The sequence below is a fragment of the Cyanobium sp. Cruz CV13-4-11 genome (assembly GCF_024346055.1).
GTDB lineage: Bacteria > Cyanobacteriota > Cyanobacteriia > PCC-6307 > Cyanobiaceae > Cyanobium.
The window spans coordinates 18,482-31,522 of sequence record NZ_JAGQCH010000007.1 but is presented as its reverse complement, the minus strand read 5'-3'; the positions used below and the strand labels follow the sequence as shown (position 1 = coordinate 31,522).

The window sequence follows — 13,041 nt, the reverse complement described above, 5'->3', positions numbered from 1 at the left end:
ATGGTCAGGGGAGTGAACCGTCCTGGAGGGAGGTTACGGCTATGTCAGGCAGTTCATGGAGTAACACCAGTGTAGTGCCGCCATAGCGTCGACAGTCCCGCCGTTGCCAGCCCGGCGGGTCCGGCGGAATCCCGTCCGAGGCGCATTCCCAGATCAGGGTGCCCCCCGGCGCCAGCCATCCTTCCGCTCGAACCGCTGCGGCGATCGGCCCGTGTAGCCCAGCCGCGTAGGGAGGATCCGCGTAGATCAGGTCGAAGCGGATGGGCGGGGGTGCACTTGGCCCCGTTGCCAGCCAGCGCAGAATGTCGGCCTGCACCACCTCCCCCCGTTGGGCCGCCCGGCCGCCGAGGGTCGCCTCCAGGTTGTGTCTGGCCACCGCCGCGATGCGGCGATCCCGCTCCACCGCCACGACCTGTGAAGCCCCTCGCTGCAGGGCCTCACAGGCCATCACACCGCTGCCACAGCACAGATCCAGCCAGCGGCTGCCGGGGACCTCGGCAGCCAGCAGGTTCATCACCGCCAGCCGCACCCGGGCGGCGGTGGGCCGGGTAGTGCTGCCTGGGGGGCTCTGCAGCCGACGCCCCCCGCTGACCCGCAGAGTCACAGCTCAGCCACCCAGTCGAGCCAGCGGCGCAGCATCGCCTCCCCCACCGGCCCCGATTTTTCCGGGTGGAACTGGCAGGCGGCGATGGTGCCGTGCCAGACCGCCGCCGTGACCAGGGTGCCGGCGTAGTCCACCCGGGCTGTGGTGGCGGCGGCCTCGGCCGGCTCAGCGGCAAAGGAATGCACGAAGTAGACCCAGGCCTCCGGGGTTTGGCCGTCCAGCAGCGGACTGGCGGTGGCCGGGATCAGGGGGGCCCAGCCCATGTGGGGCAGGGGGTGGCCGGCCACCCGCGGCAGGGTCGTCACCCGGCCGGCCAGCACCCCCAGTCCTTCGGCCTGGCCCTCCTCGCTGGCTTCGAACAGCAGCTGCAACCCCAGGCAGATCCCGAGCAGCGGTCTGCCGCTAGCGCAGGAGCGGCGCAGGGCCGGCTCCAGCCCCGCCGCCCGCAGCCGCTCCATGGCCGGATCGAAGGCCCCCACCCCCGGCAGCACCAGGGCGTCACAGGGCTCGAGGTCCGCCGGGCCGTGCACGCTGACCAGCTCGGCGCCGAGCCGGGCAAAGGTGCGTTGCACCGAGTGCAGGTTGCCCATGCCGTAGTCGATCAGGCCGATGCGACTCATGGCTGGCTGCCCGTGGGGACCCGCTCGGCCGGATGCTCCAGGGCCGATGAGGCCGGCAGATCGAGGCCGTTGAGGTGATCGATGAACTGGTAGAGACGGCCGACGCGGCGTTTGTCGAAGCGCAGTTGCAGGCAGGGCCGCAGCAGGCCGTTGTCGTCGACCCCCTCGCCGCTCTGGATGGCGCCCTGGTCCAGCAGATCGGCGAAGCTCCGATTCAGCTCCGGCAACAGGGCGCGCGGCACCTCGGCGTTGAGCAGCAGTTCGATGCGGTCCTGGCCCAGCTGGGCGCTGTGGAACACCCGGTAGAAGCGGCAGATCTGGGCCACCGCCTCCTCGGCGCTCGAGGCTTCCACCATCAGATCCACATCCTCCGGTGAGATCAGTTCGCGGCTGGCGAGTTCGTTGTGCACATTGCGCTTCCAGACCTTCCAGAAATCGTCCCCCGGTGGGCAGAGCAGCACCAACGGGATCGGGGACGTGCGTCCCGTCTGGATGAGGGTGAGACACTCGAACAATTCATCGAGGGTGCCGAATCCCCCCGGCATCACCACGAGGGCATCGCTCTCCATCAGGAAGAACAGCTTGCGGGTGAAGAAATAGCGGAAGTAGAGCAGGCGGTCGTCGCAGGCACTGACGTACGGGTTGGGATGCTGCTCGAAGGGCAGATCCACGTTGAGGCCGATGCTGTGTTCACAGCCGGCACCGCTGTTGGCGCCCTCCATCACGCCGGCCCCCGCACCGGTCATCACCTCAAATCCGGCTTGCACCGCCAGGCGGGCGACCGCTTCGGCCAGGTGGTAGCAGGGATCGCCCTGGCGGGTGCGGGCCGAGCCGAACACGCTGATCTTGCGGGCGCGGCGACGGGGACGGAAGACCTCCAGGGCTTCGCTGATGTCAGCCAGGCAACCGGCGATCAGGCGCCATTCCTCCTCTTCCTTCTCCTGGCGAGCCACCTGCAGCAGCGACACCACCGCCCGCTCAATCTGGCGGCGCTGGGGGTGGCCTTGGAGTTCGTCGGCGAGGGCCTGAAGGGGGCTTCTGCCCGCCTCCGGCGCTGGGTTCGGGGAGAGGGGCGGCGTCAGCGGAATGGAATCAGAGGTATTTGGAAATGGTGCCGGAGAGGGTGTTCTTGGGGACGGCACCGACGACGGTGTCGACCTTCTGGCCGCCCTTGAACAGCATCAGGGTGGGAATGCTGCGGATGCCGTACTGGCTGGCGACGTTGGGGTTTTCGTCGGTGTTGAGCTTGTAGACGCGGATCTTGCCTTCGTATTCCTTGGCAATCTCATCGACGATCGGCGCCACCATGCGGCAGGGGCCGCACCAGGGGGCCCAGAAATCAACCAGCACGGGCACATCACTCTTGAGCACGTCTTGCTCGAAGGAGGCGTCGGTGACGGCAGCGGAGCTGGACATTCCTTGCAGACTCGGGATGAATTGAATCTAGCAACCGGGTTCGGCTGCTATCCCCTGGGATCGAGTCAGCGTTGCAGGCCGTAGCGGAACCGGTCGCCCCAGGCGGCGGGGCTGCGCATGGAGGGGTGGGAGAAGACAAAAAGCCCGGACTCGCCGGGCCGGGGGGTGTGAGGAGTGTGCGAGCCGGAGCCCCCACATGCAGAGGTTAGCCTCCATCTCGCCTTGAGGCAGTGTTGTCCAGGCCTGCGACAGCTTGGTCGGATCCGTTGCGGGCCGCGCCGTGCTATTTGCCCATGCCCAGCTGCTGGGCCTTCTGGTACACCTTGCCTTCGGTCAGCAGGGACGGGGCCACCACCACCTCCACCTCCCGCATCTCCTTGAGGGTGCGGGCCCCCAGGGTGCCCATCGAGGTGCGGATGCAGCCCAGCAGGTTCTGGGTGCCGTCATCGAGGCCCGCCGGACCGCGCAAGATCTTTTCGAGGCTGCCGGTGGTGCCCACCTTGATGCGGGTGCCCCGGGGCAGCACCGGGCTGGGGGTGGCCATCCCCCAATGGAAGCCGCGGCCGGGCGCTTCGGCGGCCCGTGCGATCGGGGAGCCGATCATCACCGCATCGGCGCCGCAGGCCAGGCATTTGCAGATGTCCCCGCCGGTGACGATGCCGCCATCGGCCACCACCGGCACGTAGCGGCCGCTTTCACGCTCGTAGTCGTCCCGGGCGGCGGCACAGTCGGCCACGGCCGTGGCCTGGGGAATGCCGACACCGAGCACGCCCCGGGAGGTGCAGGCGGCGCCGGGGCCGATGCCCACCATGACGCCGGCGGCCCCCGCCCGCATCAGCTGCAGGGTGACGTCATAGGTGACGCAGTTGCCGATCACCACGGGCACGCCCAGGTCGCGGCAGAGGACGGCCAGGTCGAGGGTCTGGCGACCCTCGGGACCGATGTGTTCCGTGGAGACCACCGTGGCCTGCACGAAGAACAGGTCGGCGCCCGATTCAGCCACCGCCGCGCCGAAGCGCAGGGCCGCCGCCGGGGTGGCGCTGACCGCCGCAATGCCGCCGCCGGCCTTGATCTCAGCAATCCGCTGACGCACCAGGTCTTCGCGCACCGGCTGGCTGTAAAGGTCCTGCATCAGGCCCACGAACGCGTCGCGGCCCACCGAGGCGATCCGGTCCAGGATCGGTTCGGGATCGTCGTAGCGACACTGGACGCCCTCCAGGTTGAGCACCCCCAGGGCCCCCAGCCGGGTGAGTTCGATGCACATGCCCACATCCACCACGCCGTCCATGGCGCTGGCGATGATCGGAATCTCCCGCTGGATGCCCCCCAGGCTCCAACTGCTGTCGGTCACTTCCGGGTCGACGGTGCGACCGCCCGGGACCAGGGCGATTTCGTCGATGCCGTAGGCGCGGCGGACGGTCCTGGAGCGACCGAGCTGAATGTTCACCGTTGGACGGACACAGTGGGCACAAACTATCAACCGGGCCGCGAGTGATAGGGCCCGATCACGGTCGGGACATCACTCCCTGCCCCGGAAATCGTTCCAGCGGCGGCTCCAGTCAGCGAAGACCTGCTCCCGGTCGCTCTTGCGCACCAACTTGGTGAAGGTGAAACGGACCGCGGCGATCAGGCCCACAAGCTCCAACAGGCCGCCCACCAGGGGCAGGCTGTCCAGGGTGCCGATGAGGGACGCGTAGACCCGCAGCAGCAGCACGGCGCCGATGAGGATCGCCACCCCCTTGAGGGGTCCGCGGAACCGCTGCCACTGGGCCTGGAGCTCGCCGCTGCCGAGCCAGTCCCTGATCTTCTGAAGAAGGAGTTCGAATTCGCCGCCGCCGTCCGCAGCGGAATCAGGGGAACTCTCCAGGGGAGGCACCTCAAAGGTGGCCACGATGCCGGGCTCCGGGGCGCTCACTGGCTCCATGAACGGCTCAGGGGCCACCGCCTCAGGGGCGTCATCCTCGGGATCCGGCCCGGCCAGGAGCGGTTCCTGCGAAGGGGTGACGGGCTCCGGCGTTGCCTCGGCCGCGTCAGTGGGCCAGGGTTCCGGTGCCGCACCGTTCTCCTGTGCCTCGGGGCTGGAGGGGGGCTCGAGGCTCAAGGGGGGCTCGGGGTTGAAGGGGGTCTCGGCCATGGCTGGCGCCGGTAGCTTACGGCGGAGCTTACGGCCGTTTTCCGCCCCAGCTCCAGAGGTGTGCAGGGATTTCAGCTGTCGAGGGGAATCAGGCCGCCGCGACCCGAGAGCGGCCGGACCGGCAGGCCCAGGGGAAAGCGACCGTCCTGGAGCCAGGTGATCAGCTCCGCGGCGATCGCTGCGGCCAGCCGCGGGCTGTGGGCAGGAGCGGCGGTGACGCGGCGCCCCTCCACCTGGATCAGGCCGGATTTGAGCCGGGCATAGCTGACGGAGCCGAAGCGGGGCCGCAGGCGCCGCGGAATGGCCATGTCCAGCACGGGCGCCTCCAGCTCTCCGTCGCCGCAGGCGGCCTGGCGGGCCACCGCTTCGTTGATCAGGGGGACCGGGGCCGCCAGGCCCACCAGCAGGCCGGCCCCGTGGCCCTCGAAGAAGCAGGGCCGCAGCCATTCGGACCGCAGGCCATGGAGATCCACGCTCACCGCTGCCACCGCCCCCGGACTGAGGGCGTGGCCGCTGGCGGAGCGAGGCACGCCCGGCTGGTGGCCGCTGCCGCTGCCCACCACCCAGCCGATGGCCCCCGCCACCAGCACCGGCGAGCCCGGCCCCAGCAGCGCCAGCCCCGGCATGGTGAGGCCGATGCTGCCGGCGCCGCCGCAGCCGTAGAGCGCGTTGCCGAACGGCCCCAGCACGGGCCCCCAGGGACTGCGCAGCACCCCTTCGGCGCTGCTCACGGCCACGACGCCGTTTTCGCTGATGGCCCGGTGCAGCAACAGCCGGCCGGAACCGATGCGCTCCAGGTCGAGCTGGGCCTGCAGATCCCGCCGCGGGTGCAGGGCGGTGATCTCCCCGGTGGCGGTGAGGGTCAGGGAGTCGCCCTGAAGCAGCCGGTCGAGCAGATGGGCTCCCCCCTGCCGCTGGGCTTCCCCGAGGCCGCCGCCGATGGGCAGCACCAGGTCGCCGCCACCGCCGCCGCCCTGGGCGGCGAGGCCCTCCAGCTGGGCCTCCCGCAGGCGGATCGGTGGATCGCTGGGGCCGATGTTGAGGTGCAGCGAGCCCTGATCGGTGAATTCGGCGTTGGCGGCCACCACCACGTCGGTGTTGTCATAGGCCTCCGCCAGCCCGGCCTCTGCCACCAGCGCGCGGAAGTCGGCGGCGGCCCGCACCCGCAGCAGCCCCTTGCGCTGACGCTGGCGCAGGGCCGATTCACTCCGGGCCGGCAGGGTCTTCATTAGAGTGGGCTGTGCCCCATACGGTCTTGCATGGCGGATCCAACCGGACCCGGTGAATCCGACGGACGGATCATCCAGACCGACCTTCGCAATGAGATGTCGCGCTCCTACCTGGAGTATGCGATGAGCGTGATCGTGGGCCGGGCCCTGCCCGATGCCCGCGACGGCCTCAAGCCCGTGCACCGGCGCATCCTGTACGCGATGTACGAGCTCGGTCTCACCAGCGACCGGCCCTACCGGAAATGCGCCCGCGTGGTGGGGGAGGTGCTCGGCAAGTACCACCCCCACGGCGACACGGCCGTCTACGACGCCCTGGTGCGCATGGCCCAGGACTTCTCCATGCGCATGCCCCTGATCGATGGGCACGGCAACTTCGGCTCGGTCGACAACGACCCGCCGGCTGCGATGCGGTACACCGAATCACGGCTGCAGGCCCTGACCACCGACAGCCTGCTGGAGGACATCGAAGCCGAAACTGTCGATTACATCGACAACTTCGACGGCTCCCAGCAGGAACCCACGGTGATGCCGGCCCGGGTGCCGCATCTGCTGCTCAACGGCTCCTCCGGCATCGCCGTGGGGATGGCCACCAACATCCCCCCCCACAACCTCACCGAGCTGATCGACGGCCTGCTGGCCCTGATCGACAACCCGGAGATCGAGGACCGGGCACTGATGGCGATCATTCCCGGACCCGATTTCCCCACCGGTGGCCAGATCCTCGGCCGCCGGGGCATCCGCGAGACCTACACCACCGGCCGCGGCTCGATCACGATGCGGGGCGTGGCCTCCATCGAAACGGTGGAAGCCAAGGGCCGCCCCGACCGGGACGCGGTGATCATCACCGAGCTCCCTTACCAGACCAACAAGGCCTCCCTGATCGAGCGCATCGCCGAGCTGGTCAACGACAAGAAGCTCGAGGGTATCGCCGACATCCGCGACGAAAGCGATCGCGACGGCATGCGGATCGTGATCGAACTGCGCCGCGACGCCTACCCCCAGGTGGTGCTGAACAACCTGTTCAAGCTCACACCGCTGCAGAACAACTTCAGCGCCTACATGCTGGCCCTGGTGAAGGGGGAGCCGGTGCTGCTCACCCTCGGCCGCATGCTGCGGGTCTTCCTCGAGTTCCGCATCGGCACGATCGAGCGGCGCACCCGTTACTTCCTGCGCAAGGCCGAAGAGCGCGACCACATCCTGCAGGGTCTGTTGCTGGCCCTCGACCAGCTCGATCCGATCATCGCCCTGATCCGGGCCGCCCCCGACACCGCCACCGCCCGGGCCCAGCTGCAGGAGCGCCACGGCCTCAGCGAGATCCAGGCCGACGCCATCCTGCAGATGCAGCTGCGGCGCCTCACGGCCCTGGAGGCCGACAAGATTCGCCTCGAGCACGACGATCTCGTCGCCAAGATCGCCGATTACCAGGACATCCTCGGCCGCAAAGAGCGGGTGCTGGGGCTGATCCAGGAGGAGCTCCAGGTGCTGCGCAGCCGCTACGACTCCCCCCGCCGCACCGAGATCCTCGATCTCGAAGGTGGGCTGGAAGACATCGATCTGATCGCCAATGAGCGCTCGGTGGTGCTGCTCACGGAGAACGGCTACCTCAAGCGGATGCCGGTGAGTGAGTTCGAGGCCACCAGCCGCGGCACCCGCGGCAAGGCCGGCACCCGCAGCCAGGGCGAAGAGGCGGTGAAGCTGTTCATCAGCTGCAACGACCACGACGCCCTGCTGCTGTTCAGTGACCGGGGCGTGGTGTATTCCATTCCCGCCTACCGGGTGCCTATCTGCAGCCGTTCCGCCAAGGGAACTCCGATCGTGCAGTTGCTGCCGATTCCGCGCGAGGAGGCGATCACCTCCCTGCTGGCGGTGAGCGCCTTTGAGGACGACGTGCAGCTGGTGATGCTCACCAGTGGCGGCTACATCAAACGCACCCGGTTGTCGGCCTTCAGCAACATCCGCTCCAACGGTCTGATCGCCATCTCCCTTGAGGACGGCGACGCCCTGCGCTGGGTGCGCCTCGCCTTGCCTGGCGACAGTGTGTTGATCGGCTCCCTCAAGGGGATGACGATCCACTTCCGCCTCAGCGACGAGGAATTGCGGCCCCTGGGCCGCACCGCCCGCGGTGTGCGGGCCATGAACCTGCGCCCCGGCGATGAGCTGGTGAGCATGGATGTGCTCACGGCGGAACTGGCGGACCGTGTCGCCAGCTCCGCTGACGCCGCCGGTGCCGACGAGGAGGAGGGTGACGAGGTCGCCCCCAGCGAGGGTCCCTGGGTGCTGGTGGCCAGCGCCAGTGGCCTGGGCAAGCGGGTGCCGGTGAATCAGTTCCGGCTGCAGCGCCGCGCCGGCATGGGTCTGCGGGCGATCAAGTTCCGCCGCGACGGCGACGTGCTGGTGGGCCTCAAGGTGCTCGGCGCCGGTGAGGAGCTGCTGCTGGTGAGCGAGCGGGGGGTGATCGTGCGCATGAAGGCCGATGCCATTCCCCAGCAGTCCAGGGCGGCCACCGGTGTGCGGCTGCAGAAACTGGATTCCGGTGATCGCCTCACCGAGGTGGTGCTGGTGCCGCCGGCGGCCGAGGAGGAGGACACAGCTCCAGCCGCTGACGAGACCCCAGGCACGGACGACTGATTGCGTCCAGGCGGGGATCGGCGCTCGCAGACCGGGCCGTGATGCAGGATGTGCCTTCACCGTACCGGCGAGATGGCGAGGGACGTGCTGGTGCTCGGAGGCGGCCCCGCCGCCCTCTGCATCGCGGCGGCCCTGGCGGCGGAAGGGCTCCAGGTGGCCCTGCTGGCGCCCCAGGATCTGCGCGCCCCCTGGCCCAACACCTACGGCATCTGGGGGGATGAGGTGGATGCCCTCGGCCTGGGCCACCTGCTGGAGCACCGCTGGAGCCACACGGTGAGTTACTTCGGGGCGGGCGATCCTGACCCTGCGGCTGAAGCCAACCGCCCCACGCTCCATGGCCGGGATTACGGCCTGTTCAACCGCGAGGCCCTGCAGCAGCACTGGCTGGAGGCCTGCGGGCGTGGCGGGGTGGAGCTGCTGCAGGGGCTGGCCACGGGCTGCCAGGCCGTTGGTGCCCTCAGTGAGGTGGTGGGGGCGGTTGGTGGCCCGTGGCAGGCGCGGCTGGTGGTGGACGCCACGGGCCATCAGCCGCGGCTGGTGCGGCGGCCCGACCGGGGCCCGGTGGCGGGCCAGTCGGCCTATGGCGTCGTCGGCCGCTTCTCGGCGCCGCCGGTGCAGCCCGATCAGTTCGTGCTGATGGACTACCGCGGCGACCACCTCAGCGAGGCGGAGCGGGCCGAGCCCCCCACCTTCCTGTATGCGATGGACCTGGGCGGGGGGCGTTTCTTCGTCGAGGAGACGTCGCTGGCCCTGGCTCCGCCGGTGCCTTTTGAGGTGCTCCAGCAACGTCTCCACCGGCGCCTGGCCCAGCGGGGCGTGCAGGTGCTGGAGGTGGAGCACGAGGAGTTCTGCCTGTTCCCGATGAACCTGCCCCTGCCGGATCTGCAGCAGCCGGTGCTGGGCTTCGGCGGGGCGGCCTCGATGGTGCACCCGGCCTCGGGTTACATGATGGGCGCCCTGCTGCGCCGGGCTCCGGCGGTGGCCGCGGCGGTGGCGGCGGCGATGGCGGCGGCGGAGGCTCCCTCGGTTCTCCTGGCCCAGGCGGGCTGGCGGGCCCTCTGGTCCCCGGAGCTGCGCAGCAAGCACGCCCTCTACCAGTTCGGGCTGGGCAAACTGATGGGCTTTCCCGAAGCCGAGCTGCGCCAGTTCTTCGCCAGTTTCTTCCGCTTGCCCGGTCCGCAGTGGGCTGGCTTTCTGGCCAACACCCTGGAGGTGCCGGAGTTGCTGGCGGCCATGCTGCGCCTGTTCGCCCTTTCCCCGTGGGCGGTGCGGGCCGGCCTGCTGCTGCCGCCGCGCCGGCCCTAGCCCGGTGCCGGCAGCCCCAGCACCTCGGCACTCTGGCTGCGGATCCGCCGGCAGAGCTCGGCATCGTGGCGGAGCGATTCGCCGTAGGAAGGCAGGATCCGCTTCAGGGTCCGCTCCCAGCCATCGGGCAGCTTGTCGCGGAAACAGGAGCGCAGGATCTCGAGGCTGATCGCCACGGCGGCCGACGCGCCTGGTGAGGCCCCCAATACCGCCACCAGGGAGGTGTCGGCCGCATGCACCACCTCGGTGCCGAACTGGAGCACCCCGCCCCGGCTGGGGTCGCCCTTGATGATCTGCACCCGCTGGCCTGCCACCGCCAGTGACCAGTCGCAGGGCCGGGCGTTGGGGTAGAAGTCGCGCAGGGCCGCGAAGCGTTGCCCGGCGCTGGCGAACACCTGGCCGATCAGGTATTCGGTCAGGGGCAGGTTGTCCCGGGCCACCGCCAGCAGCGGCAGGAGGTTGCCGGGCCGCAGGGAACCGGGCCAGTCGCAGAGGGAACCGCTCTTGAGGAACTTGCTGGAAAACCCCGCATAGGGCCCGAACAGGATCCACTGCCGGCCATCGACAAGACGGGTGTCGAGGTGGGGCACCGACATCGGCGGCGAACCGGCGGCCGCCATCCCATAGACCTTGGCGTGGTGGCGGCTGGCCACGGCCGGATCGCCGCAGCGCAGCCACAGGCCGCTGACGGGGAAGCCGCCGTAGCCCCGTCCTTCGGGGATCCCCGCTTTCTGCAGCAAGGTGAGGGCGCCGCCACCGGCCCCGAGAAACACGGTGCCGGAATCGATCAGGCGGGTCTCACCCCTGGCTTGATCGCGACTCTCCAGGCGCCAGCCCCCCTGCTGCCGGCGCCGCAGGCCCGTCACCGCCGTGGAGAATCGTGCCTCAAACGGCGGGCTGGCCCGCAGGTGAGCCAGCAGCTGGCTGGTGAGGGCCCCGAAGTTCACGTCGGTGCCCGACGCGATGTGGGTGGCGCCGATCGCCTGGGCCGGATCCCTCCCTTCCATCAGCAGCGGCACCCAGTCCGCCACCTGGGCGGGGTCCTCGCTGTAGGCCATGCCCCGGTAGCAGTGGTGGGCGGCCATCAGCCGGTGGCGTTCCCGCAGGAAGGCCCGCCGCTCCTCCCCCAGCACGAAGCTCATGTGGGGGACGCCCTGGATGAAGGCCTGCGGGGAGCCCAGGGACCCGGTCCGCACCAGGTGGGTCCAGAACTGGCGCGAGAGGTCGAAGGCCTCGTTGATGTCGAGCGCCTTGGTGAGGCTGATCGACCCGTCCGCCGCCATCGGCGTGTAATTCAGCTCGCAGTTCCCCGCGTGGCCCGTGCCGGCGTTGTTCCAGGCGCTGGAGCTTTCCTGGGCCTCCATGGGGAGCCCTTCGAGCAGGAGGATGCGCAGCTCCGGCCGCAGTTGCTTGAGCAGGGTGCCCAGGGTGGCGCCCATGATCCCCGCCCCCACCAGGGTCACATCGACGGTGGTCAGCGTCACGGGGTCTGCGTTGGATCGGATCGGCGATGGGGCCGGGCGACACGGTATCCGATGGCCTCCTGGACCTGACAGCATGGGTCCTGACGCGCCCCTTGCCATGGCCGATGGCCCGATCGCTGCTGCCGGCGACGCCCCGGTCTGCCGGAAGGAACTGCTGGGGTTGCTGCGGGCCGGATCCCCCGGCGCTCCAGCTCCGGCCGCCAGTCGCATTGAGGCCCTGATCGAGCGGCTGGAGCAGCTGCAGCCCGCCGATCTCTCCGCCCAGACCGCCCAGTTGGCGGGGGTATGGGAGTTGCGCTGGAGCAGCAGTTCCCAGCCCTACCTGGCGGTCCAGCCCTGGCTGGAGAATCTGCAGCTGCTCGATCCCGCCGCCGGCCGGGCCCTCAACCTCCTGCGCCTGGCCGGCCCCCTTGGTCCGCTGGCGGGGATCGGGGTGCAGGCCCGGATCACCGTGGAGCCCGCGCCGCCCCACCAGCGGGTGTCGGTGCGCTTCGAGCGCGGCGGCTGGCTGGGGCCCCAGATCGGAGAACGGCGACTGCAATTGTTCCGGGAGGTGCAGCAGAGCTTTCCAGCCTGGCTGGATATCACCGTGATCGATGACGAGCTGCGGATCAGCCGCGGCAATGCCGGCACGCTGTTCGCCCTGGTGCGGCGGCCGGACCTCGCGCTGGCGGCGTTCCTGGCCTGAGGTCACCGGGTCCGTCACCAGCCGCCGTCACCAGCCGTCGTCTTCGCCGTCGGCCGCCTCCTGCGGCGGCCAGGCCAGGTGCACCATCACAGGCGCATGGTCACTGGGCTGCTCGTTGCCCCGCACCCCCTTGTGGATCACGCAGCCCGTGGCGCAGGCCAGCAGCTCTTCAGAGAGATAGATGTGGTCGATGCGCCAGCCCCTGTCCCTATCCCAGGCGCCGGTGCGGTAGTCCCACCAGCTCCAGTGCCCGCCCTCCGGTTCGAAGACGCGGAACACATCGCTGAGGCGATCGCCGAGGGCGGCGCTCAGGGCCTGCCGCTCCGGATCACTGGCCATGATCCCGCCGCTGAGGCGCTCCGGGTCGTGGATGTCGCGGGCCTCCAGGGCGATGTTGAAGTCGCCCACCATCGCCAGGGGTTCGCCTTCGGCGTCCTGGGCCTCCAGGTAGCGCCGCAGGCAGGCCAGCCATTCCAGCTTGTAGGGGTATTTCTCCGAGGTCAGGGCTGATCCGTTGGGCACGTAGAGATTGAGCACCCGCACCCCCTCGATCGAGGCACTGATCACCCGTTTCTGCTCGCCCAGCCCCTCGGCCGCCGGATCGTCCGGCAGCAGGGCGGCGAAGCCCACCCGCACGTCCTCGATCGGCAGTCGGCTGAGGATCGCGACGCCGTTGTAGGCCTTCTGGCCGCTGATCACCGCCCGGTAGCCCAGGGCCTCGAAGGCGGCGTGGGGAAACAGCGCGTCGGCCACCTTGGTTTCCTGCAGGCAGAGCACGTCGGGCCCCTCGGCCTCGAGCCAGGCGGCCACCTGATCGAGTCGGGTGCGTACCGAATTGACGTTCCAGGTGGCGATCCGCAGGGCCATGGCAACGGGCCGGTCCACCGGCTGGGGGCCCTTATCATGGGCCTACTGGTAAGACGTCCCCTAGCC

The 13,041-nt window shown here is 69.7% G+C and carries 12 protein-coding genes; 3 read left to right on the top strand and 9 right to left on the bottom strand.

The genetic code is table 11. The features are described 5' to 3' along the window. Positions 1 to 4 precede the first annotated feature (4 nt). The 7 genes from rsmD to KBZ12_RS07055 all read right to left on the bottom strand — a co-directional run bounded on the left by rsmD (position 5) and on the right by KBZ12_RS07055 (position 6,003). Entirely contained in the window at positions 5 to 604 is a 600-nt protein-coding gene (gene rsmD, locus KBZ12_RS07085) for a 16S rRNA (guanine(966)-N(2))-methyltransferase RsmD (protein WP_254957215.1), read from the bottom strand. Next, a complete protein-coding gene (gene hisH, locus KBZ12_RS07080) occupies positions 601 to 1,224 on the bottom strand; it encodes an imidazole glycerol phosphate synthase subunit HisH (RefSeq protein WP_254957214.1) in 624 nt (207 codons plus the stop codon). Before hisH ends, rsmD begins: the two co-directional genes overlap by 4 nt. Then, positions 1,221 to 2,192, bottom strand: coding sequence for an LOG family protein (locus KBZ12_RS07075; RefSeq protein WP_254957213.1), 972 nt, complete (start codon positions 2,190 to 2,192; stop codon positions 1,221 to 1,223). The genes hisH and KBZ12_RS07075 overlap by 4 nt, the downstream gene beginning before the upstream one ends. 124 nt (positions 2,193 to 2,316) lie before the next feature. Continuing rightward, entirely contained in the window at positions 2,317 to 2,640 is a 324-nt protein-coding gene (trxA, locus tag KBZ12_RS07070; protein WP_254957212.1) for a thioredoxin, read from the bottom strand. A gap of 283 nt (positions 2,641 to 2,923) precedes the next feature. Further along, complete coding sequence (locus KBZ12_RS07065) at positions 2,924 to 4,087, bottom strand: GuaB3 family IMP dehydrogenase-related protein (RefSeq protein ID WP_254957211.1); 1,164 nt, start codon at positions 4,085 to 4,087, stop codon at positions 2,924 to 2,926. A 72-nt stretch (positions 4,088 to 4,159) separates the two neighbouring features. After that, positions 4,160 to 4,774, bottom strand: coding sequence for a CAAD domain-containing protein (locus tag KBZ12_RS07060; RefSeq protein WP_254957209.1), 615 nt, complete (start codon positions 4,772 to 4,774; stop codon positions 4,160 to 4,162). 71 nt (positions 4,775 to 4,845) lie between these two features. Beyond that, positions 4,846 to 6,003, bottom strand: a complete 1,158-nt coding sequence (locus KBZ12_RS07055) for a homocysteine biosynthesis protein (RefSeq protein ID WP_254957207.1) — start codon at positions 6,001 to 6,003, stop codon at positions 4,846 to 4,848. A 30-nt stretch (positions 6,004 to 6,033) separates the two neighbouring features. On the opposite strand from KBZ12_RS07055, the gene gyrA reads away from it, so the two are divergent. Then, complete coding sequence (gyrA, locus tag KBZ12_RS07050; RefSeq protein ID WP_254957204.1) at positions 6,034 to 8,631, top strand: DNA gyrase subunit A; 2,598 nt, start codon at positions 6,034 to 6,036, stop codon at positions 8,629 to 8,631. Positions 8,632 to 8,703: 72 nt separating this feature from the next. Continuing rightward, positions 8,704 to 9,936: a lycopene beta cyclase gene (gene crtL, locus KBZ12_RS07045; protein WP_254957203.1), complete on the top strand. Its 1,233-nt coding sequence runs from the start codon at positions 8,704 to 8,706 to the stop codon at positions 9,934 to 9,936. Here crtL and mqo read toward each other — a convergent pair. Then, the gene (gene mqo, locus KBZ12_RS07040) at positions 9,933 to 11,420 is read right to left on the bottom strand and encodes a malate dehydrogenase (quinone) (RefSeq protein ID WP_254957202.1); all 1,488 of its coding nucleotides are present in this window, start codon (positions 11,418 to 11,420) and stop codon (positions 9,933 to 9,935) included. The genes crtL and mqo overlap by 4 nt on opposite strands. A gap of 73 nt (positions 11,421 to 11,493) precedes the next feature. On the opposite strand from mqo, the gene KBZ12_RS07035 reads away from it, so the two are divergent. Next, positions 11,494 to 12,108, top strand: a complete 615-nt coding sequence (locus KBZ12_RS07035) for a PAP/fibrillin family protein (RefSeq protein ID WP_254957201.1) — start codon at positions 11,494 to 11,496, stop codon at positions 12,106 to 12,108. 27 nt (positions 12,109 to 12,135) lie between these two features. Here the strand turns inward: KBZ12_RS07035 and xth are convergent, their stop codons facing one another. Further along, complete coding sequence (xth, locus tag KBZ12_RS07030) at positions 12,136 to 12,969, bottom strand: exodeoxyribonuclease III (protein WP_254957340.1); 834 nt, start codon at positions 12,967 to 12,969, stop codon at positions 12,136 to 12,138. Between the last annotated feature and the right edge of the window lie 72 nt (positions 12,970 to 13,041).

Excerpts from the sequence above, each read along its gene's own strand:
- hisH (WP_254957214.1), bottom strand. The coding sequence starts at position 1,224 with ATGAGTCGCATCGGCCTGATCGACTACGGCATGGGCAACCTGCACTCG.
- trxA (WP_254957212.1), bottom strand. The coding sequence starts at position 2,640 with ATGTCCAGCTCCGCTGCCGTCACCGACGCCTCCTTCGAGCAAGACGTG.
- KBZ12_RS07060 (WP_254957209.1), bottom strand. The coding sequence starts at position 4,774 with ATGGCCGAGACCCCCTTCAACCCCGAGCCCCCCTTGAGCCTCGAGCCC.
- KBZ12_RS07055 (WP_254957207.1), bottom strand. The coding sequence starts at position 6,003 with ATGAAGACCCTGCCGGCCCGGAGTGAATCGGCCCTGCGCCAGCGTCAG.
- gyrA (WP_254957204.1), top strand. The coding sequence starts at position 6,034 with ATGGCGGATCCAACCGGACCCGGTGAATCCGACGGACGGATCATCCAG.
- crtL (WP_254957203.1), top strand. The coding sequence starts at position 8,704 with ATGGCGAGGGACGTGCTGGTGCTCGGAGGCGGCCCCGCCGCCCTCTGC.
- KBZ12_RS07035 (WP_254957201.1), top strand. The coding sequence starts at position 11,494 with ATGGGTCCTGACGCGCCCCTTGCCATGGCCGATGGCCCGATCGCTGCT.